At 67.4% G+C, this 26,652-nt stretch carries 26 protein-coding genes; 11 read left to right on the forward strand and 15 right to left on the reverse strand.

All coding sequences use genetic code 11. The features are described from left to right. Positions 1 to 55: 55 nt before the first annotated feature. The 10 genes from ETX26_RS14050 to ubiG form a co-directional block, all read right to left on the reverse strand. Positions 56 to 1,111: a glycerophosphodiester phosphodiesterase gene (locus ETX26_RS14050; protein ID WP_129525264.1), complete on the reverse strand. Its 1,056-nt coding sequence runs from the start codon at positions 1,109 to 1,111 to the stop codon at positions 56 to 58. After that, positions 1,090 to 1,437 (reverse strand): ArsC family reductase, encoded by a 348-nt coding sequence (locus ETX26_RS14055; protein ID WP_129525265.1) that lies wholly within the window; start codon positions 1,435 to 1,437, stop codon positions 1,090 to 1,092. The genes ETX26_RS14050 and ETX26_RS14055 overlap by 22 nt, the downstream gene beginning before the upstream one ends. Beyond that, the gene (locus tag ETX26_RS14060; RefSeq protein ID WP_129525266.1) at positions 1,434 to 1,748 is read right to left on the reverse strand and encodes an antibiotic biosynthesis monooxygenase family protein; all 315 of its coding nucleotides are present in this window, start codon (positions 1,746 to 1,748) and stop codon (positions 1,434 to 1,436) included. Before ETX26_RS14060 ends, ETX26_RS14055 begins: the two co-directional genes overlap by 4 nt. Next, positions 1,748 to 2,218, reverse strand: coding sequence for a crossover junction endodeoxyribonuclease RuvC (gene ruvC, locus ETX26_RS14065; protein WP_129525267.1), 471 nt, complete (start codon positions 2,216 to 2,218; stop codon positions 1,748 to 1,750). The genes ETX26_RS14060 and ruvC overlap by 1 nt, the downstream gene beginning before the upstream one ends. A 100-nt stretch (positions 2,219 to 2,318) precedes the next feature. Continuing rightward, positions 2,319 to 3,062: a YebC/PmpR family DNA-binding transcriptional regulator gene (locus ETX26_RS14070; RefSeq protein WP_129525268.1), complete on the reverse strand. Its 744-nt coding sequence runs from the start codon at positions 3,060 to 3,062 to the stop codon at positions 2,319 to 2,321. A gap of 102 nt (positions 3,063 to 3,164) precedes the next feature. Further along, on the reverse strand, positions 3,165 to 3,632 hold the full coding sequence (locus ETX26_RS14075) for an AAC(3)-I family aminoglycoside N-acetyltransferase (protein ID WP_225425813.1): 468 nt from the start codon (positions 3,630 to 3,632) through the stop codon (positions 3,165 to 3,167). Then, on the reverse strand, positions 3,629 to 3,976 hold the full coding sequence (locus ETX26_RS14080) for a heavy metal-binding domain-containing protein (protein ID WP_191984726.1): 348 nt from the start codon (positions 3,974 to 3,976) through the stop codon (positions 3,629 to 3,631). Before ETX26_RS14080 ends, ETX26_RS14075 begins: the two co-directional genes overlap by 4 nt. A 10-nt stretch (positions 3,977 to 3,986) precedes the next feature. After that, positions 3,987 to 4,865 (reverse strand): SDR family oxidoreductase, encoded by an 879-nt coding sequence (locus ETX26_RS14085; RefSeq protein ID WP_129525270.1) that lies wholly within the window; start codon positions 4,863 to 4,865, stop codon positions 3,987 to 3,989. A gap of 80 nt (positions 4,866 to 4,945) precedes the next feature. Next, a complete protein-coding gene (locus tag ETX26_RS14090) occupies positions 4,946 to 5,182 on the reverse strand; it encodes a DUF2312 domain-containing protein (RefSeq protein WP_119511886.1) in 237 nt (78 codons plus the stop codon). A 106-nt stretch (positions 5,183 to 5,288) separates the two neighbouring features. Further along, entirely contained in the window at positions 5,289 to 6,047 is a 759-nt protein-coding gene (gene ubiG / locus ETX26_RS14095) for a bifunctional 2-polyprenyl-6-hydroxyphenol methylase/3-demethylubiquinol 3-O-methyltransferase UbiG (protein WP_129525271.1), read from the reverse strand. Between the two features lie 75 nt (positions 6,048 to 6,122). Between ubiG and ETX26_RS14100 the strand changes: the two genes are divergently transcribed. The 4 genes from ETX26_RS14100 (at position 6,123) to purT (ending at position 10,480) form a co-directional block, all read left to right on the forward strand. Beyond that, complete coding sequence (locus ETX26_RS14100; protein WP_129525272.1) at positions 6,123 to 7,403, forward strand: aspartate kinase; 1,281 nt, start codon at positions 6,123 to 6,125, stop codon at positions 7,401 to 7,403. Positions 7,404 to 7,485: 82 nt separating this feature from the next. Next, a complete protein-coding gene (locus ETX26_RS14105) occupies positions 7,486 to 8,136 on the forward strand; it encodes a helix-turn-helix domain-containing protein (protein ID WP_129525273.1) in 651 nt (216 codons plus the stop codon). A 218-nt stretch (positions 8,137 to 8,354) separates the two neighbouring features. Further along, positions 8,355 to 9,266, forward strand: coding sequence for a sensor domain-containing diguanylate cyclase (locus ETX26_RS14110; protein WP_129525274.1), 912 nt, complete (start codon positions 8,355 to 8,357; stop codon positions 9,264 to 9,266). A 47-nt stretch (positions 9,267 to 9,313) separates the two neighbouring features. After that, positions 9,314 to 10,480, forward strand: a complete 1,167-nt coding sequence (gene purT / locus ETX26_RS14115) for a formate-dependent phosphoribosylglycinamide formyltransferase (protein ID WP_129525275.1) — start codon at positions 9,314 to 9,316, stop codon at positions 10,478 to 10,480. A gap of 203 nt (positions 10,481 to 10,683) precedes the next feature. On the opposite strand, the gene ETX26_RS14120 is transcribed toward purT, so the two are convergent. Beyond that, on the reverse strand, positions 10,684 to 12,735 hold the full coding sequence (locus ETX26_RS14120) for a S46 family peptidase (RefSeq protein WP_225425792.1): 2,052 nt from the start codon (positions 12,733 to 12,735) through the stop codon (positions 10,684 to 10,686). Between the two features lie 156 nt (positions 12,736 to 12,891). Further along, positions 12,892 to 15,108 carry a catalase/peroxidase HPI gene (gene katG, locus ETX26_RS14125; protein WP_129525277.1) on the reverse strand — a complete coding sequence of 739 codons (2,217 nt, stop codon included), beginning with the start codon at positions 15,106 to 15,108 and terminating at the stop codon, positions 12,892 to 12,894. A 265-nt stretch (positions 15,109 to 15,373) separates the two neighbouring features. Between katG and ETX26_RS14130 the strand changes: the two genes are divergently transcribed. From ETX26_RS14130 to ETX26_RS14160, 7 genes are all read left to right on the forward strand, one after another. Next, a complete protein-coding gene (locus ETX26_RS14130; RefSeq protein ID WP_129525278.1) occupies positions 15,374 to 16,390 on the forward strand; it encodes an NAD(P)H-dependent flavin oxidoreductase in 1,017 nt (338 codons plus the stop codon). 10 nt (positions 16,391 to 16,400) lie between these two features. Beyond that, positions 16,401 to 17,255 (forward strand): formyltetrahydrofolate deformylase, encoded by an 855-nt coding sequence (gene purU / locus ETX26_RS14135; protein ID WP_129525279.1) that lies wholly within the window; start codon positions 16,401 to 16,403, stop codon positions 17,253 to 17,255. 69 nt (positions 17,256 to 17,324) lie between these two features. Further along, a complete protein-coding gene (gene treF, locus ETX26_RS14140; RefSeq protein WP_225425793.1) occupies positions 17,325 to 18,995 on the forward strand; it encodes an alpha,alpha-trehalase TreF in 1,671 nt (556 codons plus the stop codon). 65 nt (positions 18,996 to 19,060) lie between these two features. Then, entirely contained in the window at positions 19,061 to 19,957 is an 897-nt protein-coding gene (locus tag ETX26_RS14145) for a LysR family transcriptional regulator (protein ID WP_129525281.1), read from the forward strand. A gap of 130 nt (positions 19,958 to 20,087) precedes the next feature. Continuing rightward, positions 20,088 to 21,095, forward strand: a complete 1,008-nt coding sequence (locus ETX26_RS14150; protein ID WP_129525282.1) for a phosphoglycerate dehydrogenase — start codon at positions 20,088 to 20,090, stop codon at positions 21,093 to 21,095. A 4-nt stretch (positions 21,096 to 21,099) separates the two neighbouring features. Further along, positions 21,100 to 22,416: a glycerate kinase type-2 family protein gene (locus ETX26_RS14155; protein ID WP_225425794.1), complete on the forward strand. Its 1,317-nt coding sequence runs from the start codon at positions 21,100 to 21,102 to the stop codon at positions 22,414 to 22,416. Continuing rightward, a complete protein-coding gene (locus ETX26_RS14160) occupies positions 22,413 to 23,492 on the forward strand; it encodes a tartrate dehydrogenase (RefSeq protein WP_129525283.1) in 1,080 nt (359 codons plus the stop codon). The genes ETX26_RS14155 and ETX26_RS14160 overlap by 4 nt, the downstream gene beginning before the upstream one ends. Before the next feature lie 25 nt (positions 23,493 to 23,517). On the opposite strand, the gene ETX26_RS14165 is transcribed toward ETX26_RS14160, so the two are convergent. From ETX26_RS14165 to ETX26_RS14175, 3 genes are read right to left on the reverse strand one after another with little or no spacing between them, the layout of a single operon-like run. Continuing rightward, the gene (locus tag ETX26_RS14165) at positions 23,518 to 24,885 is read right to left on the reverse strand and encodes an MmgE/PrpD family protein (RefSeq protein WP_191984727.1); all 1,368 of its coding nucleotides are present in this window, start codon (positions 24,883 to 24,885) and stop codon (positions 23,518 to 23,520) included. A 44-nt stretch (positions 24,886 to 24,929) separates the two neighbouring features. Then, positions 24,930 to 25,238: a DUF4387 domain-containing protein gene (locus ETX26_RS14170; protein ID WP_129525284.1), complete on the reverse strand. Its 309-nt coding sequence runs from the start codon at positions 25,236 to 25,238 to the stop codon at positions 24,930 to 24,932. Then, complete coding sequence (locus tag ETX26_RS14175; protein ID WP_129525285.1) at positions 25,231 to 26,649, reverse strand: acyclic terpene utilization AtuA family protein; 1,419 nt, start codon at positions 26,647 to 26,649, stop codon at positions 25,231 to 25,233. Before ETX26_RS14175 ends, ETX26_RS14170 begins: the two co-directional genes overlap by 8 nt. Between the last annotated feature and the right edge of the window lie 3 nt (positions 26,650 to 26,652).

The following is a 26,652-nucleotide window of genomic DNA, read 5'->3' on the forward strand; positions in this document are numbered from 1 at the left end:
GGAAAGCGCGGCCGTGGATACGAATGCGACTGCCGATAAAGGCCCATCGGGCGCGCTATGGCTGGCCGCATGTCGAGCCTTGGCGGGCCGCCACGGCAATGGCCGGATCGTCGGTGAACACCCCATCCACGCCGGCACGCACCAGCAGCGTCCACAGCTTCTCGGGACAACCGCGCCCGCCTTCGCTCTCCCCGTGCCGCAGCGGCGGCGGAAGAAAGGCGTTCTCCTTGCGCAGAGTCCACGCATGTACCTTCAGTCCTGCCGCGTGGGCGGCGGTGACCAGCCCGCTGGGCGTTCCGTCTTCCTCCAGCAGGAGCCTGATGTCCGCGCCGATGGCATCGGCATAGTCTGCGATCCGCGCCGCTCCATCCATGGTGACCATCGCGCCATAGCGCATGGAGGGCTCGTCCGCCGGGCCGCCAGCGGCCCCGACGAGCTGCACCAGCTTGTAATCGCTGCGCTCGTCCAGGCGCCTGAGCGGTGTGATCTCGAAGCTCTGGATGAAGATCGGGTCGTTTGCTCCGATCCCGGCCGCTGCCAGTTCGCGCAGCAGCAGGTCGACCGTGTCGATGCCTTCGTCCCGCAGCAGGAACTGCGGGTGCTTGAGTTCGGGGTAGAGGCCGATCCGGCGGCCGGTCTCCGCCTCCTTGGCCTTCACCAGCGCGACGATCTCGGCAAAGGTCGGAACCTGGAAGAGCCCGTCGAATCGCGCACCCACCGGGCGAAGGTGCGGCAACCGCTCCTTCGCCCGCAGCGTGCGCAGCTCGGCAAGCGTGAAATCCTCGACGAACCAGCCGGTCACCGGCCGCCCGTCGATTGTCTTGGTCCTGCGCCGGTCGGCGAACGCCGGGCGATCCGCCACGTCGGTCGTGCCGGAGATCTCGTTCTCGTGCCGTGCGACAAGCACAAGGTCCTTGGTCGCGACGAGATCGGGCTCGACATAGTCCGCACCCTGATCGATCGCCCGCTCGTAAGCCGCAAGCGTGTGCTCGGGCCGCTCGCCGCTTGCGCCGCGGTGTGCGATCACGAGCACGTCCGAAGCATCCTGCGCCGCCACCGGCGTTGCCAGCGCGAGCGCGGCCAGCGCGCTCAGGAAAAAGCTGCGGCCCATTCGTCCTCCTTGAACCCCACGAGCAGACCGCCGGGGTGCTCGACCACCGGCCGCTTGATCATGCTCGGGTGCTGTTGCAGCAGCGTGACGGCCTTCTCGGCATCGATGTCCGCCTTCTCCGCGTCCGACAGCTTGCGGAAAGTCGTCCCGCGCCGGTTCAATATGGCGTCGACGCCTCGCGCGGCGATCCACGTCCGCAGCCGCCCGGGATCGGCGCCTTCCTTCTTGTAGTCGTGGAACGCGTAGTCCACGCCGCGCGCGTCGAGCCACTGGCGGGCCTTCTTGATCGTGTCGCAGTTGGGGATGCCGTAAACCTCGATGCTCATGCTGCGTCCTTGCTGTTGAACCGGTGGATGCGCGGGGCGTCGCAGGCGAACAGGGTGTAGCTCTCGTAGAACTCGCTGCGGCCGCGGTTCTGCACCACGCGGTGCTCGGCCACGCGGCCCCAGGCGCGGGCGGAGGCTTCGTCCTGCCATTCCGAGAGCGCGATCACCTCGCCGTCGTCGCTCGTGTAGCTCTTGAACGAGAGGAAGCCGGGCTGCGCCTGTGCGAGTTCGAGCATACGGTCGGCTTCGGCGTCATAGGCGGGGTAATCGATGTCGGCTCGTTTGCGGTTACGGAATACGACGAGAAACATCAGCGTCCTTTCAGGTGTGCATCGGCGATCGCAACGGCGAGGGCATCGGCCGCGTCCGGCCCGGCGATCGCCGCCCCGGGCAACAGGATCTTGAGCATGGCCTGCACCTGCTGCTTCTCGGCGCCGCCGGTGCCGACGACCGCCTTCTTAACGAGCCGCGCGGCATGTTCGTGCACCTCGATCCCTGCCGCCCCGCAGGCGGCGAGCACTGCGCCGCGGGCCTGTGCGAGCTTGAGCGTCGATTGCGGATTCTTGTTGGCGAAGACTTCCTCCGCCGCGGCGCGGTCCGGGCGGTGCTGCGCGATCACTGCGGAGACCGCCGAATGCAACGCCGCGAGCCGCTCGGCCATCGGGGCCTTGGCATCGGTCGGGATCTGCCCGTTGGCGACGTGCGACAGCCGCGCGCCCTCCGCCCGCACAAGACCCCAGCCGGTGCAACTGAGCGAAGGATCGAGGCCGAGGATCAGCATTCCTCCTCCCCCTCCCGCCCACGCGAGAGGGGCAGGGGGCGGGTGAGAGGTCGACCGAAGCCCACCCCTGACCCCTCCCGCAAGCGGGAGGGGAATGGGATCAACCCAGCTTCTCCATCACTTCGTCGGGAATCTCGTAGTTGCCCCACACGGTCTGGACATCGTCGTCGTCATCGAGTGCGTCGACGAGCTTGAGCAGCGTGCCGGCCGAGCCCTCGTCCATCTCCACGGTGATGTTCGGCTTCCACGCCAGCTTGACGTTCTCCGCCTCGCCCAGGGTCTTTTCCAGCGCGCTCGCGACTTCGTGCAGCGCTTCCATTTCGGTCCAGATCGTGTGGCCGTTCTCGTCGCTTTCGACGTCGTCGGCGCCCGCCTCGATCGCGGCTTCGAGAACCTTCTCCTCGTCGCCCGCGCTCGCCGGATATTCGATCAGGCCCTTGCGCTCGAATCCGTGCGCGACCGAGCCTTCGGTGCCGAGATTGCCGCCGTTCTTGGAGAAGGCCGTGCGCACGGCGGTGGCGGTGCGGTTGCGGTTGTCGGTCAGCGCCTCGACGATCAGCGCGACGCCGCCGGGGCCGTAGCCCTCGTAGCGGACTTCCTCGTAGTTATCCTCGTCCCCGCCCGATGCCTTGTCGATCGCGCGCTGGATGTTGTCCTTGGGCATCGACTGCGCCTTGGCGTTGTTGATCGCCAGCCGCAGGCGCGGGTTCATGTCGGGGTCTGGGGCGCCCATCTTCGCCGCGACGGTGATCTCGCGGCTCAGCTTGGAGAAGAGGTTGGAGCGCTTCTTATCCTGCGCTCCCTTGCGGTGCATGATGTTCTTGAATTTGGAATGGCCTGCCATAGTAACCCCGGGATTTGGTCTGTCCTGTGACCCGGCGGTGCGGGCCGCATTGTGACGCGCTCCTAGCGAAGCCGGGGCGCACGAGCAATCGGCGGCGGGCGGTCAGGGTGCGATGTCGAAGTGAAGCACTTCCTCGCGCGTGCCGAGCTTGTCGTAGAGCGCGATCGCGGGTTTGTCCTCCGGCTGGGTGTCGGCCTGGACGTAGATGACCCATACGCCCGCCTCGCGCGCGATCCGCCGCGTCTCTTCGATCAGCGCGGTGGCGACGCCACGCCGCCGCCAGCTCTCGGTGACGGCGAGGTCGTATATGTAGAGCTCGCTGCGCGCCTGCTCGAACTTGGGCAGGATGTATCCTGCAAGCGCACCGATCATTTCGCCGTCCGCCTCCGCTGCAAGCAGCACCGTATCGGCCCGCGCAAGCAGCGCTTCGGCATAGGCGTCGTCGGGCGGGCGCGAGGCGTAGCTTTCGGGGTCGTCGAAGACCTCCGCGAACAGGCGGTTCATCGCGCGGAAGCGCGCGAGGTCGCCGCGGGCGATCCGCGCGACCGAGAAGTCGGAGCCCGTGCTCAGATACGCACCGCGGTGCCGCTGGCGGAGACCATCAGCATCGAGCCGGTATCGCCGATCACCTCGTAGTCGAGATCGACCCCGACCACGGCGTTGCCGCCCAGCGAGCCGCATTCGGCCTGCAGCTCCTGAATCGCCTGCTCGCGCGCATCGCGCAGGATCCGCTCGTAGCTGCCCGAGCGGCCGCCGACGATGTCGCGGATATTGGCGAAGAGATCGCGGAACAGGTTCGCCCCGACGATCACCTCGCCGGTGACGATGCCGAGATAGTCCTGGATCGGCCGCCCCTCGATCGTGGGCGTGGTGGTGACGACGATGCCCCTCGCATCCTTCCAAGGACCAGCCATCCGAAACTCCTCAGCCGTTGACCACGATCCCGCCATTGGGGTGCAGGACCTGCCCCGACATATAGGACGAATCCTCGCATGCAAGAAACAGGAACGCAGGCGCCACCTCGTTCGGCTGGCCCGGGCGGCCCATCGGCGTGCCCTCGCCGAAATGCTCGACCTTCTCGGGCGGCGCGCCGCCGCAGGGATTGAGCGGTGTCCAGATCGGCCCGGGCGCGACGGCATTCACGCGGATGCCATCCTTGATCAGGTTCTCGCTCAGCGAGCGGGTGAAGGCGGTGATCGCGCCCTTGGTCGCGGAATAGTCGAGCAGTCCGCCCGAGCCCTTGTACATCGTCACGCTGGTGCAGTTGACGATCGCCGCGCCTTTGGTGAGATGCGGCCGCGCCGCCTGGACGAGATAGAACATCGAGAAGATGTTGGTCTGGAACGTGCGCTGGAGCTGTTCGGCGGTGATCTCGGTCACTTCCTTGTCGGGATGCTGCTCGCCGGCATTGTTGACCAGCACGTCGAGCCGGCCCCACTTATCGATGACTTTTGCGACCAGAGCCTTGCAGACTTCCGGATCGCCGAGGTCGCCGCGGTGGAACAGGCCTTCGCTTCCCTCGCGCTCGATGGCGTCGATGGTAATGCGCGCGTCGTCGTCCTCCTCGAGGTAGGCTATCGCGACTTTCGCACCCTCGCGCGCAAACAGCACCGCGGTGGCGCGGCCGATGCCGCTGTCGCCGCCGGTGACGATCGCCACTTTGCCCTTGAGCCGGCCGGAGCCGGGATAGCGGGGCTCCCACTCGGGCTTGTCGTCCATCGCAGTCTCGTGACCGGGCAGTTTCGGCTCTTCGTTCGTTTCCTCGATGAAGGCCTTGTCGACGGTTTCGGTTGAATCGTTCATCGTTCGCTCCGTGAATCGGGTGTTCACGAAAGCAATCGACGGGAGCGGAGCCTCGTTCCCCGCTCCGCCGCGGCGGCGGATCAGCCCAGCCCGAGCGCCGCCTTGTAGGTGTCGAGCACCATTTCCATTTCCGCGCGGTCGTCGGGCTTCATCTTCCGGAGGCGGACGATCTGGCGCATGATCTTGACGTCGTAGCCGACCGCCTTCGCCTCGGCATAGACGTCGCGGATATCGTCGGCGATGCCCTTCTTCTCCTCCTCGAGGCGCTCGATGCGTTCGATCAGAAGGCGCAGGCGGTCGTCGGTGGCTTCGGCCATGTTCTAACTCCGGATGATGTGAGAATCGGTTGGCGCGCTCGATAGCCAGCCTGTCGGAGCCGGTGAACCCGCGGTGCGAGTTTTCCCCCTGTCTTCGTGGCAAGGCTCAGGCGCGGGTGGCGGTGACGATGTAGTTGAGCGCGAGATCGCCGGACAGGTGCAGGCCCTTGCCGGGCGAGAAGCCTATCCCGCGCGGCTCGCCCATCGTAAGCCCCGCATCGGCAAGCAGACCCCGCAGCTCCTCGGGCGTGACGAAATCGTCCCAGTGGTGCGTGCCCTTCGGGATTGCGCCCAAGGCTTCGGCGGCGCGCACGAGCAGGAGCTGCGACTGCGGCGTCCGGTTGGGCGTCGACAGGATCAGCAGCCCTCCGGGAGCAAGGCGGTCGGCGAGGGCGGCCACGAAGGCGTGCTGATCGGCGACGTGTTCGATCACTTCCATGCAGGTCACGAGATCGAACGTGCCGATATCGAGCGCCGCGATCTCGCCCGCGATGTAGCGGATATCGAGGCCGACGCCTTCGGCGTGCTGCGCAGCGGCTGCGGTGTTTTCCGGCGCGGCGTCCACTCCGGTAACGTCCGCGCCGAGCCGCGCGAGGGGTTCGCACAGCAGGCCCGCGCCGCAGCCGACGTCGAGCGCGCTCCTGCCCGCGAGCGGCTGCAGGCTCTCCGGATCGGCGCCCCAGTGTGCGTCGATCGCCGCGCGCACGAACTGCAGCCGCACGGGGTTGAGTTTGTGCAGCATGGCGGAAGAGCCTTTCGGGTCCCACCAGTCGCGCGCCAGACTACCGAAGTGGGCGGCTTCTTCGGGGCGGATGGTTTGTCCGCCTGAAGAATTGGTTTCGCCCGATATTGTTGCATCGCCCATGCGCCCTCCCTAACAGCGCGCACAGACCGGCACCAGCGCCCGCCTGACGGGCACCAATGCAGGGGAGGCACGGACTTGGCGCGTATCGTGATGAAATTCGGCGGCACTTCGATGGCCGGAACCGAACGCATCCGCCGCGTCGCCAGTATCGTGCGCAAGCAGCAGGCCGCCGGGCATGAGGTTGCCGTCGTCGTCTCCGCCATGGCGGGGGAGACCGATCGGCTGGTCAACTTTTGCCGCGAGGCGAATGCGCTGTACGATCCGGCCGAATACGACGTCGTCGTCGCCAGCGGCGAACAGGTGACGAGCGGACTGCTCGCGCTGACGCTCCAGTCGCTCGGCTGCAAGGCGCGCAGCTGGCTCGGCTGGCAGCTGCCGGTGCGCACGGTCGAAGCGCACGCCAAGGCGCGGATCGAAGATATCGATTCGGACGACCTGATCGCCTCGATGCAGGCGGGCGAGATCGCGGTCATCCCCGGCTTCCAGGGCATCGGTGCCGACGGCCGGCTGACGACGCTCGGCCGCGGCGGCTCGGATACGTCCGCCGTGGCGGTTGCAGCGGCGGTCGGAGCCGACCGATGCGACATCTATACCGACGTCGATGGGGTCTATACCACCGATCCGCGGATCGTCGCGAAAGCGCGCAAGCTCAAGGCCGTGACGTACGAGGAGATGCTCGAGCTTGCGAGCGTGGGGGCGAAGGTGCTGCAGACCCGTTCGGTCGGGCTCGCGATGAAGGAAGGGGTGCGCGTCCAGGTGCTCTCCAGCTTCATCGGCGATGATGCGGCCCCCGCCGACGACCTTCCCGGCACGATGATCGTGTCGGAAGAGGAAATGAACGAACTAGTGGAGAAGGGCGATATGGAACGCCAGCTCGTCACCGGCATCGCGCACGACAAGAACGAGGCCAAGGTGATCCTTACCCGCGTGCCCGACAAGCCGGGCGCGGTGGCGCATATCTTCGAGCCGCTCGCGCAGGCGAGTATCAACGTGGACATGATCATTCAGAACGTCGGGCGCGACAAGGGTGAGACCGACGTGACCTTCACCGTGCCGCAGGCCGACCTCGCGCGTGCGCAGGCCCTGCTCGAGGATCGGCGGCCGGACATCGGCTTCAACCGCATCATCACCGATAGCAAGATCGCGAAGATCTCGGTCGTGGGCGTGGGCATGAAGAGCCATGCAGGCGTCGCGGCGACGATGTTCAAGTCGCTCGCGGAGCGCGGGATCAACATCCAGGCGATCTCGACCAGCGAGATCAAGGTCTCGGTCATGATCGACGAAGACGAGACCGAGCTCGCCGTCCGCGTGCTGCACACCGCCTACGGGCTGGACGCGAGCGACGAGGCGGCCTGAGGCCCGTTAGTCGCGGGAGGCCTCCGGGCTAACGATTCCTTAACCGCAAGCGCCGACTCCTTGAGCGAAAGGAGCGGCACATATGGTAATCGCGGCACATCTCGAACGCAGCGATCAGGCAAGGCGAGACGCGCAGCGCCTGACGTTGCGCTTCGAAACCGTCGGCGGGCGCGAATCGGGCGAGGTTCTCCCGGTCCGGGTGCACAACGCCTCGCGCACCGGGCTGCTACTCGAGTGCGACGCCGAACTCTCCATTGACGAGGGGATCGACATCGACTTCCCGCACGCCGGAGTGACGCCCGCCCGCGTCGTCTGGGCGAGCGGCACGCTCTACGGCTGCCGTTTCGACGAGCCGATCTCTCCCGGCACGCTCGCCGCGGCGGAGCTGCGCAGCGACGCGGGCCTGAAGCTGGAGCGCGTGCACGCATCGGCGCCTGAATCCTTCGGCAGCCGGCTGCAGCGTCTGCGCAAGGAACGCGGGCTCACGCTCGCACAGCTCGGCGAACGGCTCGACGTCAGCAAGCCGACGGTCTGGGCCTGGGAGAAGGGCAAGGCGCGCCCGATCGAGAGCCGGATCGCCGCGATCGCCGATGTGCTGGGCGTGTCCGAGCAGGAGTTGGCGGACGTACACGACAGCGCGGAGGCCCGCGAAGTGCTCGCACATAGCCGCGAGGTCATCGCCCGCGCCTTCGGAACCGAGCCGGCTAAGATCAGGATCATGATCGAATTGTAAGACCAGTCTTTGCAAAACTTTGTCGCAGTACGTGAAATGACTCCCGAAAATTCATCGGCTTGGTTAATATCTGCATAAGACGATTCGCAAGTCAGTTAAGTTATACAACACGTATAACGGTAATTGTGGAGTGCAATTCATACCGGGAGTTCTCTCCCGATATTGTTCTTCATCATTTGTGAATCGGCGTAGGCGGGCAAAGGTCGGGGCGTAATCGCATGGTGGAAGATTTCACCCTTCATGAAGGGGCGGCATTGTATGACTTGTTGGCGGAGGGCGGGCGCAACATCGTCCTGAAGGTCGATCGTGCGGGTTATGTGGTTCATGCCTCGGCGGCCATCGGGCGGCTCGGTCTCGCCATTCCCGACATGCTGATCGCACCGCATCTGGCCGACCTCGCCGAGCCGGCGCAGGCCGAGAAGCTGCGCGCCTTTCTCGAGGTCGTCATGCGCGGAGGATCGGCAACCGGCTGGTTCGAATTCGCCGCGCACATGGCGGACGGAAGCACGAACTGGTTCACGCTTCAGCTCCGTCCCTTGCTCGATATGGACGGGCGGGCCAGCGGGGCGATCGGCATCATGCGGTCGCTCGAGGAACGGCGAGAGCTCGAGGAGCGGCTGTTCACCGCCACGGTCACAGATCCGCTCACCGGCCTTGCCAACCGCCGTGCGTTCCAGATGATGCTGCGCCACCTCGTCCGCCGGCGGCAGGGCGGCACCCTCGCGCTGTTCGACATCGACCATTTTCGCGCGATCAACCTGCGCCACGGCGCGAGCGCCGGCGACCGCGTGCTCGTCGCTTTCGCCGATTTCCTGCGCAGCACGCTGCGGCACGAGCACATCGTGGCCCGGATCGGCGGCGAGAGCTTCGGTGTCCTCCTGCCCGACCACGACCTTGCCGCCGCAAGGAGCACCGTCGCGGCGGTGCTCGCGGCGCTCGCGGAGGCGTCGCCGCCGCGCCCTTCGGACGAGCCGCGCCTGTCGGCCAGCGTCGGACTGGCTGCGCTGAATCTGTCCGCCGACGACACGCTTCGCCGTGCGGACCTTGCACTGCTCGCCGCCAAAGGGCGTGGACGGGGCAGGATCGAAGCGGACGAGGATCTGCCGGACGGGGGCCGTCGGCGCGCGTGAGGCCGTTCGCCGTGGCCGTGCCGGCGCATTGCCGCTAAGAGCGGCGCATGGCTTTCACTGCGAAGATTCTCCTCCTCGGATCGGGCGAGCTCGGCCGCGAGTTCGTCATTTCGGCCAAGCGGCTCGGCGCATACGTCGTTGCCTGCGATGCCTACTACCAGGCACCCGCGATGCAGATTGCCGACGCGCGCGAGGTCTTCTCCATGCTCGACGGCGCGGCGCTGCGCGCGGCGGTGGAGAAGCATCGGCCCGATTACATCGTGCCCGAGATCGAGGCGATCCGCACCGAAACGCTGGTGGAGCTGGAGGGCGAGGGCTTCCACGTGGTCCCCTCCGCGCGCGCGACCCAGCTCACGATGAACCGCGACCGCATTCGCGACCTCGCGGCGGAGAAGCTCGGGCTTGCGACGTCCCGCTACCGCTACGCCGAGTCGCTCGAGGAGGTGCATGCGGGCGCGGCGCACGCCGGCTTTCCCTGCGTGATCAAGCCGGTCATGTCGTCGTCAGGCAAGGGGCAGAGCAAGGTCGAGGAGGCGGCCGGGCTCGAGGCCGCGTGGGACTATGCGGTCGCCAACATGCGCGGCGACCGGCGCCGGGTGATCGTCGAGGAGTTCGTCGATTTCGACTACGAGATCACGCTGCTGACCGTGCGGACGAAAGACGGCGTGCTGTTCTGCCCCCCGATCGGCCACCGGCAGGAACGCGGCGACTACATGGAATCCTGGCAGCCGATCGCGATGTCCGATGCCGCGCTGGCGGCCGCGCAGGAGATGGCGGCGAAAGTGGTCGACGATCTCGGCGGCCGCGGCATATTCGGGGTCGAGTTCTTTGTGCGCGGGGAAGAGGTGATCTTCTCCGAGCTGAGCCCGCGCCCGCACGATACCGGCATGGTCACGCTGGTAAGCCAGAACCTCAGCGAGTTCGATCTCCACGCCCGCGCGATCATGGGGCTGCCGATCCCGACGCCGATCCGCGCCCGGCCTTCGGCGAGCGCAGTGATCCTCGCCGACCGCGACAGCGACAGGCTCGGCTACGAAGGACTGGCGGAGGCGCTGGCGGTGCAGGGCGGCACGGTCGACCTGCGGATCTTCGCCAAGCCGGCCTCGCGCCCCTACCGCCGCATGGGCGTTGCCCTGGCGAGCGCCGGCGACACCGATGCCGCGCGCCGCGTCGCCGCCGAGGCGGCTGGCAAGGTGCGGATCACCTACAGCTGAGAGCCTGTTGGGAGATTTCGGTGCAGGGCAACGCCCCCACCGGGCTGCCGATAGAGTACACTCTCGTTTCAAGCTTCTCATGATCCCCAGCGCAGGCTGGGGTCTCGGGCTATCGGGCGGAGCGCCAGCGGCCTGGGACCCCAGCCTGCGGTGGGGATCGGGGATGGCGGCCGGACGGGGCGCCTCACCCCGCCCGTCGCCACTCACTCTCCGGCGAGTTCCTTCGCCAGCGCGGGCGCGGGATAGATCGTCTCGAGCGCTTCCTGCACTGCCGCGGTCGAGACCGCCACGGTGCGATTGAGGGTGCCATCGTAGCCGTAGTTGCCACCGAGCGAGTGGATATTGCCGTCGAATGCGGTTCCGATCACCGTGCCGGCCTTGTCGATCACCGGACTGCCCGAGTTGCCGCCGATGATGTCGTTGGTGGTCACGAAATCGTAAGTCGTGTTCTTGTCGATCCGTGCCTCGTTCGCCGCGAAGGCGGGCGCAAGGTCGAACGGCGGGTTGCCGGTCGCGCGCTCGAACGTGCCGCCCATGGTCGTGCGGATCGGCACTTCGTTCCCGCGCTCGGTCCAGCCCTTCACCTGGCCGTAGCTGATGCGCAGCGTGAACGTCGCGTCGGGATAGAGCGTATCGCCATAGGCGGCGAAGCGCGCGTCGGCGAGCTTGGCCCCGGCAGCGGCGAGCGGGCCCGAGTACTGCGCGTCGGACAGCGCCTTCAACTCGCGCTGGCGCGGCGCAAGCTTGAGCGCGTACTGGATCATCGGATCATCCGATGCTTCGATCGCGGCGAGGCCGTTTTCCCAGAGCTGCTGGCGGTACGCCGGATCGGCGAGCCGGGTGCCGCTCACCAGCCGCTCGGCAAGCTGTTCGGGGCTTTCCTTGCCGAGCAGCAGTTTGCTGTCGGGATCGTCCACGCCGAGATATTCGCGCGCCTTCGACAGGCTCCACTCCATCATCAGCTCGTCGACCCAGGGATAGACGGGGCGCTCGTCGAGCAGGCGCTTTTGTGTCAGCGGCAGCGCGCTATCGGTATAGCCGGGCAGGCGTTCGGCGTTGGGCTTGGCGCGTTCCTGCGCGGCGAAGACCAGCGTCTGCGCGTAGCCGTAGAGGTCGCCCGATGGCTGGGTGAAGCGCAGCGGCAAGTAGAGTGTGCGATAGGCGTCCATCGCATCCTCCACCGCGCCCCAGAGGTTGCCGATCTCCGCATTGTCCGCGCTTTTCGCCTTCAGCTCCTGTTCCGCTGCGGCAAGCTTGCCGGTGAATGCCGGATCGTTGAGCGCCTTCATACGCCCGATATAGACCTTGAGGCTGTTCTCCACGCCGAACAGCAGATCGAGCCCTTCGCGCGCCTTTTCCGGGCTCTCGTCCATCGCGCGGATCAGGCGGCCGCGCAATTCGGACATCGTCGCCACGGTAATCGGCAAGCGGACCTCGCGCTCGAATGCGAGCTGGCTTTGCGTGAACAGGCGGCTGGTCGAGCCGGGATTGCCGACGACGAAGGTGATCTCGCCTTCCTCCGGCGCGCGCGGGTTCCATTCCAGATGATTGGGCGTCTCGACCGGCTTGCCGTCCTCGTAGGCGCGCAGGAACGAGGCATCGAGCGAATAGCGCGGGAAGTTGAAGTTGTCCGGATCGCCGCCGAACGTCGCCGCGCGGTCCTCGGGCGCCCAGGCAAGACGGACGTCCGAGTACTTGCGATAGGTGTAGAGCTTGTACTGCCCGCCGCCGAACAGCGTCACGACCTGGCAGCGCGTGGTCTCCTGATCGGTGCAGCCGGCGGATTCGAGTTCGGCGATCTTCGCGTCGCGCGCTTTGGTCAGCGCCTCGCCGGTCGATTCGCCGATGGCATCCATCACCTGCGCGGTGACGTCGGTGATCGCGGTGACGACTTCGGCTTGCTGGCCCGGGCAGGGCAGCTCGTCCTCCCGCCGCGAAGCGGTGAAACCTTCATCGAGATAGTCCATCGCGTCAGTCGAGTTGTCGTAGAGGCAGCTCGCGACGCAGTGATGGTTGGTCAGGATCAGACCGTCGGGCGAGACGAAGCTGGCGGAGCAGCCGCCGGTCAACCGTACCGCCGAATTGCGGACGTGATCGAGCCAGACCTGATCTGGCGCCCAGCCATAGTTTTCGCGGACCTGTTCGGCGGGGAACCCGTCGAAGGTCCACATGCCTTCGTCTGCACTAGCCGGAGCGGCGGAAAGGGATATTGCGCCCAGCGAGGCGGCGGCGAGCAGGATAGTACGGCGGGTCACGAACAGTCTCCCCTGTAGAACGACACTGGAGCGCTCTGTCCCCCTCGGCCTCGCGAAAGTCCAGCCCCTTCTCAGCGCCACGCGGTGACGCCCGGTCATGCAAAAAGAGCCCCCGGCACGCGGCCGAGGGCTCCTTCGAAGGCATGCCTCAAGGGGTCAGGCTGCCTCTTTGTGATACTTCGCGTAGGTGAGGTCGCAGCGGTCGGCGTTCATCACCTTGGTCCAGACCTTGACGAAGTCGCGCACGAACTTCTCCTCGTGCCCGCGCTCGGCGTAGACCTCGGCGGTGGCGCGCAGCTGTGAGTTCGAACCGAAGATCAGGTCGGCGCGGGTCGCCTTCCACTTCTCCTGCCGCCCGCCGCGGTCGTAGCCGATGAACTCCTCGTCTCCGCTGCCGTCCACGACTTCCCAGACGGTGTCCATGTCGAGCAGGTTGACGAAGAAGTCGTTGGTGAGCTGCCCCTTGCGGTCGGTAAAGACGCCGTGCGGACGATCCTCGAAGTTGGCACCGAGCACGCGCAGCCCGCCGAGCAGCACGGTCATTTCGGGCGTCGAGAGGCCGAGCAGCGAGGCGCGGTCGAGCATCAGTTCCTCGGTCTTCACGTTGCTCTTTGTCCGCAGGTAATTGCGGAACGCGTCCGCAAAGGGCTCCAGCGGCGCGAAACTGTCGACGTCGGTCCACTCCTGCGTCGCATCGCCGCGGCCGCCGGTGAAGGGCACCTCGACATCGAATCCGGCATCCTTCGCCGCCTTCTCGACCGCCGCCGTGCCGGCAAGAACGATCGCATCGGCCATCGACAAGTTACCGCGCAGTTCGTCGATCCTGGCCAGGATCCGGTCGAGCAGCGCAGGCTCGTTGGCGGCCCAGCCTTTCTGCGGCTCGAGCCGGATGCGCGCGCCGTTGGCGCCGCCGCGGTGGTCGCTCTTGCGGAACGTCGAGGCCGAATACCACGCGGTTCGGACCAGTTCGCCAATCGAGAACCCGGCGTCGAGGATCTTTGACTTGAACGCCGATACGTCGGCGTCGGACGGCATCGTCCCGGCCGGGACCGGGTCCTGCCAGATCATGTCCTCCTCCGGAACCTCGGGGCCGAGGTAGCGGCACTTGGGGCCCATGTCGCGGTGCGTCAGCTTGAACCAGGCGCGGGCGAATGCGTCCCGCAGCGCCTCGTGATCGTTGCGGAACTTCTCGCTGATCGCCCGGAACTCGGGATCCATCTTGAGCGCCATATCGGCGGTCGTCATCATCGTCGGGACCTTCTTGGAAGGATCGTGCGCGTCGGGCGCCATGTCCTCTTCCTTCTGGTCGATCGGCTGCCACTGCTTCGCCCCCGCCGGCGAGGTTACCAGCTCGTATTCGTAGTCCAGCAGCAGGCGGAAATAGTTCTCCGTCCACTCGGTCGGCGTGTTGGTCCACGCCCCTTCGAGGCCGGAGGTAATCGTGTGCGGGCCGAAGCCGCTTTCGTAAGTGCTCGCCCAGCCGAGCCCCTGGAGGGTGATGTCGCTCGCCTCGGGCGCGACGTCGAGCAGGCTCGGATCGCCCGCACCGTGGCATTTGCCGAAGGTGTGCCCGCCGGCGGTGAGGGCGACGGTCTCCTCGTGATTCATCGCCATGCGTTCGAACGTGACCTTGATGTCGCGCGCGGAGCCGAGCGGGTCGGGGTCGCCGCCCGGGCCTTCGGGGTTGACGTAGATCAGGCCCATCTGGATGGCAGCCAGCGGATTCTCGAGGTCTACCTCTTCCTCGGGCCGGATGCGCGTCGCGACGCCTTCGTTGACCCACAGGTCCTCACCGCCCCAGTAGATGTCGCGTTCCGCCTCGAACACGTCCCTGCGGCCCCCGCCGAAACCGAGCACCGGGCCGCCCATCGATTCGATCGCGACGTTGCCGGCGAGGATGAACAGGTCGGCCCAGCTGATGTTCTTGCCGTACTTCTGCTTGACCGGCCACAGCAGGCGCCGGGCCTTGTCGAGATTGCCGTTGTCGGGCCAGGAATTGAGCGGGGCGAACCGCTGCTGTCCGCTGTTGGCGCCGCCGCGGCCGTCGCCTGTGCGGTAGGTGCCGGCCGCGTGCCAGGCCATGCGGATGAAGAAGGGGCCGTAGTGCCCGTAGTCCGCCGGCCACCATGGCTTGGAATCGGTCATCAGCGCGGTGAGGTCTTTCTTCAGCGCATGATAGTCGAGCGCGTTGAACGCTTCCGCATAATCGAAATCCTCGTCCAGCGGGTCGGGCGACCCGTTGACGAGAAGGATTTCGAGCGGCAGCGCGTCCGGCCACCAGTCCTTGTTGGTGCGTCCGAGCAGCGCGCGCACTCCGCCGTCGCCGTTGAAGGGGCATCCGCCCCCGGACATCGAACCAGTTGCTGCGTCCATGTTGGCATCCTCCTGATTTGAGATCGGCCCAGACCATTCACCCGGGTCTCGATCCTGTGAGTCGTTGCAGGTGAAGGCTACGCCCGCACGACAATCGGCCAAAGCAATTAAGTCCTTTCAACCTCATCGACAGAAGCGATCAGCCACAGGGCGGCTCCACCTGTGGTCAACCGCTCTTGCAGGAGGGCGGTTCCGCAAGCGAAGCTCCGCCAGCCGCGCCAAGAACTCTTGCCGCTCGGCGGCCGCGCGCCTAAGCGCGCCGGCGATGACTGACTATCCCAAGACAAGCCGCCTGATGCAGCGCGGCACCGAGTTCCTCGGCTGCGAAACGGCGATCCTGTGCGGCGCGATGAGCTGGGTTTCCGAGCGCCATCTCGTTTCCGCGATCAGCAACGCAGGCGGCTTCGGCGTGATCGCCTGCGGCGCGATGACGCCCGAACTGCTCGATGCGGAGATCGCCGCGACCAGGGCGATGACCGATCGGCCCTTCGGCGTGAACCTCATCACCATGCACCCGCAGCTCTTCGATCTGATCGAGGTCTGTGGCCGGCACGGCGTCGGCCACGTCGTGCTTGCCGGCGGCATCCCGCCCAAGGGCAGCGTCGAGGCGATCAAGGGCGGCGCGAACCCGGCCAAGGTCATCTGCTTCGCGCCGACGCTGGCGCTGGCGAAGAAGCTGCTCCGCTCGGGCGCCGACGCGCTGGTGATCGAGGGGATGGAGGCCGGCGGCCACATCGGCCCGGTCTCGACGAGCGTGCTGGCGCAGGAGATCCTGCCCGAGCTGGCGGAAGAGCACCTGGTGTTCGTCGCCGGCGGGATCGGCAAGGGGCAGGCGATCGCCGGCTACCTGGAGATGGGCGCGGCGGGCGTCCAGCTCGGCACGCGCTTCGCCTGCGCGACCGAGAGCATCGCGCACCCCGATTTCAAGAAGGCCTTCTTCCGCGCCAGCGCGCGCGACGCGGTCGCCAGCGTGCAGGTCGATGCGCGCCTGCCGGTGATCCCCGTCCGCGCGCTGCGGAACAAGGGGACCGAGGCCTTCACCGCCAAGCAGATCGAAGTCGCCGGCATGCTCGACCGCGAGGAAGTGGTCATGGGCGAGGCGCAGCTCCAGATCGAGCATTACTGGGCCGGCGCGCTGCGCCGCGCGGTGATCGACGGCGACGTCGAGGGCGGCTCGCTCATGGCCGGTCAGTCGGTCGGCATGGTCAAGGAGGAAGAGCCGGTCGCGCAGATCATCGCGACGCTGATGGCCGAAAGCGAAGAGGCGCTCTCGCGCCGTTAGGGGCCCCGGCATGGCGGAACCGCTCATCCTGACGCTCGGCTGCGCCGACAGGCCGGGGATCACCGCGCGGGTGACGGGCTTCCTGTTCGAGCGCGGCGGCAATATCCTCGAAGCGCAGCAGTTCAACGATCAGGAAAGCGGGGCTTTCTTCATGCGCGTCGCCTTCGATCCGGGCACGGCCGAGCGTGAGGGATTGCGGGCCGAGTTCGCGGCGCTCGCCGACGAGTTCGGCATGCAATGGAAGCTCGCGCGCCGCGACCGGCCGCGGCGGGTGTTGCTGATGGTCAGCAAATTCGATCACTGCCTCGCCGACCTGCTCTACCGCTGGCGCATCGGGGAGCTGCCGATGGACCCGGTGGCGATCGTCTCCAACCACCCGCGCGAGGCGATCAGCCACACGCATATCGGCGGGATCCCGTTCCACCACCTGCCGGTAACGGCCGAGACAAAGGCCGCGCAGGAGGCGCAGGTCCGCGCGGTCGCCGAGGAGACCCAGGCCGAACTCGTCGTTCTCGCGCGCTACATGCAGATTCTTTCGGACGAGCAGGCCGCGCATTTCGCAGGGCGCTGCATCAATATTCATCATTCGTTCCTGCCCGGCTTCAAGGGCGCCAGGCCCTATCACCAGGCGCATGCGCGCGGGGTGAAGATGATCGGCGCCACTGCCCACTACGTCACCGCCGATCTCGACGAAGGCCCCATAATCCACCAGGACGTGGAGCCGATCACCCACGCCGACAGCCCGGGAGAGCTCGTCCGCAAGGGGCGCGACATCGAAAGCCGCGTGCTCGCCGAAGCCGTGCGCCTGCACCTGGAGGACCGCGTGCTACTCAACGGGGCACGGACCGTGGTGTTCAGGAACTGACTTCGAGGGATGAGTCGCGCGCCAGGAGGCGCTAACAAGGGCACCTGCCGATCCACCGGGGAGGGACCTGTGAAAGTTCTGACGACGGTCAATGCGCGGATCCGGGGATGGCGAGCGGCGAGATGGCTCCTTGCCCCGGCCTCTGCCGTCCTGCTCGCGGGCTGCGCCCATCCCCAGTCCGCGCCGCAGCCGCGGGAGCCCCACTCGCCTTCCGAGCAACTGGCGGAGCTCTACCCCCGCCTGGCGCTGAGCGGACTGTTCGAGGACGGCAAGGCGCTTGCCGATGCCGTGCCGCGTGCGGAGCCGGCGCGGATTCTCGAGGCCTATCGGGCGGCGAGGCCTCTCGACGAGGCCGGTCTCGAACGCTTCTTCGAGGCGCATTTCCGGATGCCCCGTCCCGCCCCGTTGCGCCAGCCGGCTCCGGGGCTGCCGCTGATCGAACACATCGAAGCGTTGTGGCCGATCCTGACCCGCCGCTCGCCGGCGGTCCCGGCCCACGGTTCGCTGCTTGCGCTCCCCAATCCCTACCTCGTGCCCGGCGGTCGCTTCCAGGAGATCTACTACTGGGACAGCTACTTCACCATGCTGGGCTTCGGCGATGCGCAGCGGCCGCTGAAGCGGGCGATGGTTGACAACTTCGCGCATCTGCTCCGAACGTTCGGACGCATTCCGAACGGCAACCGGACCTACTATCTCAGCCGCTCGCAGCCGCCGTTCTTCTTTAAGATGGTGGAACTCACCAATCAGGAGGCGCCGGCCAAGGCTTTCGCCGCCTACCTGCCGGAACTCAAGGCAGAGCACCGGTTCTGGATGGCCGGGGCCGAAGGGCTCGCGCCGGGCAGCGCCTCGGCGCGGGTCGTTCGGATGGAGAACGGTGCACTGCTGAACCGCTATTGGGACGATCGCGATTCGCCGCGCGACGAGTCCTATGCGGCGGACGTGGCAACCGCGAAGGCGAGCCGGCGCGAGCCGTCGCAGGTCTACCGGAGCCTGCGGGCGGGTGCGGAGAGCGGGTGGGACTTCAGCTCGCGCTGGTTCGCGGACGGCCGCTCGCTCCCGACGATCCGGACGGTCGAGATCGTGCCGCCAGACCTCAACAGTCTCCTATTCGGCCTCGAGCACGCGATCGCCGACGGGTGCCGTGAACTGCGCGACGAAGCCTGCACGTCGGCCTTCGAACGCAGAGCCCGGATGCGGCGGGCCGCGATGCAGCGCTATCTGTGGAACGAACGCACCGGCTTGTTCGACGACTATCAGTGGAGGGAGGGCAGGTTGCTCGGCAACGTCACCGCCGCGGCGCTCTATCCGTTGTTCTTCCAGGTTGCGGACACAGCGCAGGCGGCGCGGACGGCGGCGACGGTCGAGGCGGAGCTCCTCAAGCCGGGCGGTCTCGTCACCAGCAACCGCACCACGGGTGAGCAGTGGGATGCGCCCAACGGCTGGGCGCCGCTCCAGTGGATCGCAGTCTCCGGCCTGCGGCACTATGGCCACGACGAACTTGCCCGGACGATCGCCGCGCGGTGGCTCGACACCGTCTCCGGCGCCTACGGCAACACCGGCAAGCTTCTCGAGAAGTACGACGTGATCACCCGCCGCCCGGGCGGCGGCGGCGAATACCCGCTCCAGGACGGCTTCGGCTGGACCAACGGAGTCACCGTCGCGCTGGCCAGGCTCTATCCGGAGCTCCTCGAAACGCCCGCATCGCCTGCCGAGGGCGAGCTCCGCGGGACGGCGAGATAATCGGCTCCCGCCCTCCGGGGAGGAAAAACGTCGCTCGCTCATGAAGCGTGAGGTAGGGGACGGTCATGGACACGACCTGGCTAGAGGACTTCCTTGCACTGGCAGAACACGGCGGCTTTTCACGGGCGGCGGAAAGCCGGTCGGTGAGCCAGCCGAGCTTCAGCAGGCGGATCAAGTCGCTGGAAGACTGGGTCGGCGCACCGCTGATCGACCGCAGAACCCACCGGATCGGCCTGACCGCGGCGGGCGAGAGCTTCCGCCTCTCGGCAGAGGAGACGTTGCGGCGCCTGCAACTCGGGCGGGCGGCAGCGCTGGCGGCGGACAAGACGGACCACGAAACCTTGCGCTTCGCCTCGACGCACGTCCTGTCGTTGACGTTCTTCCCCCGCTGGCTCCGCCGCCTGGAGGTGGAAAAGCCGGTCGGGGCGACCATTGCCCTGACGGCGGACCACATGGTTGCCTGCGAGCGCCGGATGATCGAGGGCAAGGCGCAGTTCCTGCTGTGCCATCACCATGAGGCTGCGCCGACGAGGTTCGGCGCCGACTTCCGGTCCGTGCAGCTAGGGCACGACCGGCTCCTGCCGGTGGCGGCGCCCTCGCTGTTGAAGAAGTGCGATCCCGCGGATGCGCCGCAACTGGCATTCACGGCGGAGTCGGGCATGGGCCGCATCCTCGCTTCGGCGTGGGAGCGGGAGAACAGGACCCGTGCGGCGCAGCCGATCTTCTCCTCTCATCTTGCAAGCGTGCTGACGGCCATGGCGCGCGACGGGCGCGGCGTGGCCTGGACCGCGTTGAGCCTGGTGCAGGAGGATCTCGCGGAGGGGCGGCTGGAGAGAGCCGGATCCGAGAGCGAGGACGTGGTCATCGAAATCCGGCTGTGGCGCCCCAGGGCCCGCCAGTCGCCTGCGGCCGAGGCGTTCTGGTCCCGGATTCTCGAGGACAGGCGTGCCGCGGGCGGATAGCGCGCGAGCGGGAACCGAACCGCGGGTCGCCAACGGGGCGGGCGTGCATAGTTTGATCGGCTTTCGGCATTGGCCTCGCCCGGCGCGCGCGCCTATCGCTGCGGGCGCACGCAACGCGGGAAGATTTGCCATGACCAGCCGGCGCGTCGTCGTCACCCAACGCTTCTTCGATGCGGAGACGGTCGCCTATCTCGAGGACAACGGATGCGAGGTGTCGCTCGCCGAACTGCCGGCGGGGCAAGCCGACGGCGGCCTGGGGCGCGACGAGCTGCTCCGGATGCTCGAAGGCGCGGCCGGCTGGATCGTCGGGCATGCGCGGGTCACGCGCGAGCTGCTCGCGGCGCTGCCCCGGCTCCAGGTCGTCTCGCGCCGCGGAGTCGGCCACGACCGGGTGGACCTTGTCGCGGCGCGCGAGCTCGGCAAAGTCGTGTGCATCGCCGCGGGCGGCAACGACGCATCGGTTGCCGACCACGCGATCGCGCTGATGCTGGCCGTCGGCCATCGTTTCCGCGAAACGCAGGCCCGGATGGCCGAAGGCGACTTCTCCATCCTGATGGGGCGCGACTTGTGCGAGAAGACCGTCGGGATCGTTGGCCTGGGGCGCATCGGGCGCAGCCTCGCCCGGCGCCTGTCCGGGTTCGATTGCCGGATACTCGCAGCCGTGCGCGGACCGCTGCCCGACGGGATTCCGCCGGGGGTCGAGCCGGTCGACCTCGACACGCTCGCGCGGGAAAGTGACTACATATCCATCCACGCGCCGCTGACCGACGAGACCCGCTTCATGTTCGACGCGGGCCGCATCGCCCGAATGAAGCCGACGGCTTTCCTGATCAACACCGCACGCGGCGGCCTGGTCGACGACGCGGCACTGCTTGCTGCGCTGAAGGCCGGTGCGATCGCGGGTGCAGGACTGGACGTCTATCTCAGCGAGAGCGATCCTGCCTATGCCGACGTGACGGCGGAGCTCGTGGGCCTGCCCAACGTGATCGCCACGCCGCATGCAGCGGCCTCCACGCACGAAGGCCTGGCGCGGACCAACATGGTGGCGGCGCGGTCGGTCGTCGCAGTGCTGGACGGGAAGGATCCCGCGCGCGAATGCCTCGTCGCCGACGGGCGGAGGGATCGAGCGCGCGGATGAGACGGTGACGGGCACGGCGAAGATCGAAGGCGGCGCGGCGGCGCCTTGCCCGCGGCGAGCACTGCTCCGCCGGCTCTTCGACACGGCGGTGGCAAGCGCGCAGCCCGATCGCTGCATCCCGCCCGCGCTTCCTTCCCCTCCCAGGGGCCGCACGATCGTGGTCGGGGCGGGCAAGGCGGCTGCGGCGATGGCGCTTGCGGTGGAGCGGCACTGGCGCGGACCGCTCGAAGGCCTGGTAATTACCCGCCATTCGCATGGCGCGCCTTGCCGGCGTATCGGGGTTCGCGAGGCCGGCCATCCGGTCCCCGATGCCGCCGGGATCGCCGCGACGCGCGAGATGTTCTCGGTGCTCGACGGCGTGACGGAGGACGATCTCGTGCTCTGCCTCCTGTCGGGCGGTGGCTCGGCGTTGCTGGCGGCGCCTCCATCGGGTGTGTCGCTCGAGGACCTGCAGGCGCTTTCGCGGGCACTGCTGCGGTCGGGCGCAACGATCGCCCAGATCAATCGCGTTCGCCGGCATCTCTCCATGGCAGCCAACGGCGGTCTTGCGGAACGCGCCCGGCCGGCCAAACTCGTCACCCTCGCCATCTCCGATGTCCCCGGAGACGACGCGGCGATGATCGCCTCGGGCCCTACCACGTCGGACGGGAGCACGGGGCACGATGCGCTTGCGACGCTCGATGCGCTCGGGATCGTGCCGGTGCCGTCGGTCCGGTATTGGCTGGAAAGCGAGCCGCGAGGAGCCGCAGCCGTTCAGGAGACCGCCGAATTCCATCTGATCGCGAGCCCGCAAATGGCGCTGGAAGCGGCCGCACAGGCCGCTCGCGATGCGGGATATCCATCGCTGATACTGGGGAGCGCGATCGAAGGGGAGGCACGCGAAGTGGCAACCGTCCACGCGGGGATCGCGCTGCAGGCGAAGCGCTACGGACAGCCGCTCGCCCCGCCGTGCATCCTGCTGTCGGGCGGAGAAACCAGCGTCACGGTGTGCGCGGACGGCCGCGGCGGACGCAACAGCGAGTTCCTGCTGGCGTTGCTGCAGGCGCTCGACGGCGAGGCGGGGATCTACGCACTCGCTGCGGACACCGACGGCATCGACGGAACCGGCCCCCATGCCGGGGCAGCGATCGGTCCCGACACCCCGGCGCGGGCGCGAGCGCAGGGGATCTCCGCTGCAAAGGCACTTGCGGAGAACGACTCCCGCACCTTCTTCGCAGCGGTCGGCGCGCTGGTCGAGACCGGCCCCACGTTCACCAACGTCAACGACTTTCGCGCCATTCTGATCGATGCCGCGCCCGGCGACAGGAGCCCACCCGAATGACACGACCGAACCTGCACCGCATCGCTGTCATCCCCGGAGACGGGATCGGCAAGGAGGTCGTGCCCGAAGGGTTGCGCGTGCTCGAGGCCGCCGCCGCAACATTCGACTGTGCGTTTCATTTCGATCACTTCGACTTCGCCTCGTGCGACTACTACCAGCAGCATGGCGAGATGATGCCCGGCGACTGGAAGGCACTGATCGGCGGGCATGACGCGATCTTCTTCGGCGCGGTGGGATGGCCGGAGACGGTGCCGGACCACGTTTCGCTTTGGGGCTCGCTGATCCAGTTCCGGCGGGAGTTCGACCAATACGTCAACCTCAGGCCCGTCAGGCTGATGCCCGGCGTGCCGACGCCGTTGGCCGGGCGCGTTCCGGGCGATATCGACTTCTATGTCGTGCGCGAAAACACGGAAGGGGAATACTCCTCCATTGGTGGAAGGATATTTCCCGACACGGAGCGGGAGGTCGTGATCCAGGAAACCGTGATGACGCGCGTCGGCGTCGACCGCGTGCTTCGCTATGCCTTCGAACTCGCACAGCGCCGCGAGAAGAAGCATCTGACGTCGGCGACCAAGTCGAACGGCATCTCGATCACCATGCCCTATTGGGACGAGCGGGTCGCGGCGATGGCGGCCGACTATCCCGACGTCTGTTGGGACAAGTACCACATCGACATACTGACCGCACATTTCGTGCAACATCCCGACTGGTTCGATGTGGTGGTCGCCTCCAACCTGTTCGGAGACATACTCTCCGATCTCGGGCCGGCCTGCACCGGGACCATCGGAATCGCGCCCGCAGGCAACATCAATCCGGAGCGGCGATTTCCGTCGCTCTTCGAGCCGGTGCATGGGTCGGCGCCCGATATCGCGGGACAGCACATTGCCAACCCCGTCGGGCAGATCTGGGCGGCCGCATTGATGCTCGACCATCTCGGCGAGGGGCGGGCGGCCGCTGCCGTCGTCCGTGCGATCGAGGATGTTCTCGCGAGGCCGGAGTACCGCACCCGCGACCTAGGCGGCGAGGCGAGTACGGCCGAATGCGGCAAGGCGATCGCCGACGCGATCTGCGTCTGACCGCGGTGCGCGGTCGCCGGCCGCTCTACCCGCCGGATCCGCGCATGGCGGCGAACAGCGGTTCGAAGCTTGTCTGGCGAGCGAGGGTGCTCACGAAATCGATCGCCCGGTCCTGCGCCGCCGGGTCGAGGTGCGGCGCGGCCATCTTGCGGAACTTGCGCTCGAAGTCGGCGTCGCTCATCGGGCTTTCGGGTGTGCCGGGCCCGGTGATGACTTCGCTCGCCGCGCTCTCGCCGTTCGCCAGTTCCACGGTGACGCGGTTCGCGAGGTGCCGCGGGAACATCGCCGTCAGCCGCGGGTCCTCGGTGACGGTCGTCCTGGCCATGAGTCCGCGAGCGTCGGCCGCGGCGATCTTTGCGGGCGCGTACGACTCCAGCGTGATGTCCCCGTCGAGGAGCGCGCGCGCCACGTTGTAGGGCAGGCTGTGATCGGCGGTCTCGCGCGTTTCGGGCCGCCATTTCGCCTCGTCCGCGAGTACGCGCCGGTTGAACGCCGAGGTGTCGATGCGAATGCTGCGGATCGCGGCGACGTCGGGAATCCTGTCCCGCAGATCGAGCGCCGCCCAGATCGCCGTGTGCAGCTCGCCATTGGTGGGAAACGTCTTGGTGAGCGATCGCAGGATCGCATAGTCATCGTTGGCAGGGCTCCCGAACGCTTCGACGTCGAGCGAGAACGGCCCGCTCACCTGTTCGAAGAAGCCCATTTCGCCCTCGAAGATCGGCGCGGGCCCCGTCAGGCCGGCGCGTGCAAGCTGGGCCGCGAAGACTGCGTTTCTGGCCGCATTCGCCGCCGAGCAGCCCTTCCAGTCGGAGAGAGCGCCGGAACGTGCCTGCCGCATGGGGATGTGGCCGTTGATCGCCAGATTGATGGCCTGTGCGGTTCGCTCCGCATCCAGCCCCATAAGGCGCGATGCCGCGGCCGCGCTTGCCGGGAGGATGTAGCAGGCATGGTCCCACCCGCGCCTGTTGAGACCGGCTGCGTCCTGCAGGCGCATCTGGATCTCGTAGGCGATCACTACGGCGGCGACGAACTCGCCGACGCTGGCCCCTTCCGCCTCCGCGACCGCGAGGCAGGCCGCGATGTTGTCGCTCGGATGACCCGGCTCCAGGCCCATGTAGCCGTCGTTGTAGTCGAGGAACCGGATCATGACCCCGTTGGCGAATGCCGCGAGATCGGGCGTGGTCAGACCGTGCATTCCGAACACGCTCGCACCATGGGCCGGAGCCGCGGCGGCAACCCGCCTGGCGACGCGGACTGGCCGGGCGTCGTATGCGCCGAGCGCACAGGCGAGGCTGTCGAGGAGGCGTTGGCGGACGCAGGCCAGAACGGGTTCCGGCACCCTTTCGGCATCGAAGGCACAGGCGTATCGCGCCAATCGCTCGGCCAGCGTCACGGCGGTGGGCGCCTCGTCAGGGCCACACCCTTGAACGACGCTGCTCAATCCAGTTCGACATCGAGGATGCGGACGTATTGCTGGCCGGAATGCATGTCGCGTTCCTCCATTCCCCCTTGAGGGGTGGCGCGGGGATAGGAGATCTTCACGATCGAGAGATCGTCCACCGGAATGCGTTTCACCAGCGCCGGGTCGGTGCCGTAGAGGCGTGCGAACAGCGCCGGCGAGAGCGACGGGCTGTCGCGATATTTCCGATAGTTCTCCGGCCCGTCGAAGAAGAAGTCGAACGTGACCCAGAACGGGCCGGCGTTCTTCGAGCGGACATGGCGGCAGACCTCGCGAACCTTAGCCATGGGCTGTCTCCGCCGTCGCGGCATGCGCGGAAGACGAGGGTTCCGCCCACTCTATGCGGACGAGTTCCCGCCAGTCGTCCACCTCGACGACATGGTTGAGGCGGAACTCGTAGACCGGCCCGCGCGGAACGTCCGCCGGGCTGAAGGCGAAGCCATAGCTCGGCAGTTCCTTGTCCATGACGCTGGGGTAGTGAAAGAAATAGGGATTGCAGGCGTGGGCGATGCTGTTGGCCAGTTCCTGGGTGGCCGCGGTGGCGACGAACAGCATGCCGATCTCGGGCGGAGGCGGCGTCCCGGGCGCGACCGGCATCCCGGTGACGCCGTTCCAGCCGTACATGCGCAGGGAAATATGGAATTCGCCGAGCTCTTCGGCGGGAATCGCGCTCCGCGTCCGCTGGTAGAGAGCGGCGAGCAGCCGGTCATGGAAACTCTCTACGTCGCGCAGCACGTCGGGATCCTGGATGCCGACGAGCATCAGGGTCTGGTACTGCCCCCTACCGGCGCCTTCGAGCTTCATCGTGTAGGGGCGCGGCTCCCACGCCGAGCCGGCGACCCGCACCGTACGCTCGTCGTTCTGGACGTAGCGTGCTTCGCCGACATCCAGAACGCCGCCGGGCTCCACCAGACGGAACGGATCGGTGTTCTCGTAAAGCATGTGCGCCGAGACGCTTTCCGGCGTGCACCGGTTGGCTTCGCTCAAGGGCTCGACCTCGAATGAATCGCTCCGGACGGTCAGCAGAACGCCCGAGCTTTCCCGCTCTTCGGTGCACTGTGCGCCGCACTCGCCGATCTTGCCGGCGTGCCAGGCAGGTCCCCAGGGAGCTCCCTTCCAGATCGGGTAGGCGGCGAGCACGGCGGTGTCGGTCGACCGTCCGCCGAGCACGATATCCGCACCCGCTTCCAGCGCCGCGACGTAGGGCTCCACGCCGAGCGCGGCGACGATGTGGTCGCAGGCGTCGATCGTGGCATCCTCCAGCGCGCCGAGAGGCGGCAGCGGCTTGATCCGGCCTGCGGCATTGAGCCGCTTCACTGTCTCCCGGCTCTGCTCGCTGCGGAGCAGCGCGATCCTGGGCGAGAGGCCCAACTCGTCGGCCAGCTCGAGTACGATGTCGCGGGTCCAATCCAGATTGAGGTCGCCCCCCGCCTGTCCGGCGGTGCCGACGATGATCGGAATTCCCGTGTCCGCATAGGCCTTCATCAATATCGAGAGATCGCGCTTGACCGCCCCGCGGTTGTTCTTCGACTTGCCGGTCGCGAGGTAAGCCGCACCGCTGTCGGTCGAGCCGGCATCGCACGCGATCGCGTGGGCCCCGCGGGTGAGACCGTAGGCGACCTCGTCTTCCCGCACCCCGGCGCCCAGCGAGCCGGTGGGCACCAGCACTTTCACGCCATCGGCGAACCCCTCAGCCATTCG

The organism is Pelagerythrobacter rhizovicinus (assembly GCF_004135625.1).
GTDB classification, from domain to species: Bacteria; Pseudomonadota; Alphaproteobacteria; order Sphingomonadales; family Sphingomonadaceae; genus Pelagerythrobacter; species Pelagerythrobacter rhizovicinus.

Excerpts from the sequence above, each read along its gene's own strand:
- ETX26_RS14050 (WP_129525264.1), bottom strand. The coding sequence starts at position 1,111 with ATGGGCCGCAGCTTTTTCCTGAGCGCGCTGGCCGCGCTCGCGCTGGCA.
- ETX26_RS14055 (WP_129525265.1), bottom strand. The coding sequence starts at position 1,437 with ATGAGCATCGAGGTTTACGGCATCCCCAACTGCGACACGATCAAGAAG.
- ETX26_RS14060 (WP_129525266.1), bottom strand. The coding sequence starts at position 1,748 with ATGTTTCTCGTCGTATTCCGTAACCGCAAACGAGCCGACATCGATTAC.
- ruvC (WP_129525267.1), bottom strand. The coding sequence starts at position 2,218 with ATGCTGATCCTCGGCCTCGATCCTTCGCTCAGTTGCACCGGCTGGGGT.
- ETX26_RS14070 (WP_129525268.1), bottom strand. The coding sequence starts at position 3,062 with ATGGCAGGCCATTCCAAATTCAAGAACATCATGCACCGCAAGGGAGCG.
- ETX26_RS14080 (WP_191984726.1), bottom strand. The coding sequence starts at position 3,976 with ATGGCTGGTCCTTGGAAGGATGCGAGGGGCATCGTCGTCACCACCACG.
- ETX26_RS14085 (WP_129525270.1), bottom strand. The coding sequence starts at position 4,865 with ATGAACGATTCAACCGAAACCGTCGACAAGGCCTTCATCGAGGAAACG.
- ETX26_RS14090 (WP_119511886.1), bottom strand. The coding sequence starts at position 5,182 with ATGGCCGAAGCCACCGACGACCGCCTGCGCCTTCTGATCGAACGCATC.
- ubiG (WP_129525271.1), bottom strand. The coding sequence starts at position 6,047 with ATGGGCGATGCAACAATATCGGGCGAAACCAATTCTTCAGGCGGACAA.
- ETX26_RS14105 (WP_129525273.1), top strand. The coding sequence starts at position 7,486 with ATGGTAATCGCGGCACATCTCGAACGCAGCGATCAGGCAAGGCGAGAC.
- ETX26_RS14110 (WP_129525274.1), top strand. The coding sequence starts at position 8,355 with ATGGTGGAAGATTTCACCCTTCATGAAGGGGCGGCATTGTATGACTTG.
- purT (WP_129525275.1), top strand. The coding sequence starts at position 9,314 with ATGGCTTTCACTGCGAAGATTCTCCTCCTCGGATCGGGCGAGCTCGGC.
- katG (WP_129525277.1), bottom strand. The coding sequence starts at position 15,108 with ATGGACGCAGCAACTGGTTCGATGTCCGGGGGCGGATGCCCCTTCAAC.
- ETX26_RS14130 (WP_129525278.1), top strand. The coding sequence starts at position 15,374 with ATGACTGACTATCCCAAGACAAGCCGCCTGATGCAGCGCGGCACCGAG.
- purU (WP_129525279.1), top strand. The coding sequence starts at position 16,401 with ATGGCGGAACCGCTCATCCTGACGCTCGGCTGCGCCGACAGGCCGGGG.
- ETX26_RS14145 (WP_129525281.1), top strand. The coding sequence starts at position 19,061 with ATGGACACGACCTGGCTAGAGGACTTCCTTGCACTGGCAGAACACGGC.
- ETX26_RS14150 (WP_129525282.1), top strand. The coding sequence starts at position 20,088 with ATGACCAGCCGGCGCGTCGTCGTCACCCAACGCTTCTTCGATGCGGAG.
- ETX26_RS14160 (WP_129525283.1), top strand. The coding sequence starts at position 22,413 with ATGACACGACCGAACCTGCACCGCATCGCTGTCATCCCCGGAGACGGG.
- ETX26_RS14170 (WP_129525284.1), bottom strand. The coding sequence starts at position 25,238 with ATGGCTAAGGTTCGCGAGGTCTGCCGCCATGTCCGCTCGAAGAACGCC.
- ETX26_RS14175 (WP_129525285.1), bottom strand. The coding sequence starts at position 26,649 with ATGGCTGAGGGGTTCGCCGATGGCGTGAAAGTGCTGGTGCCCACCGGC.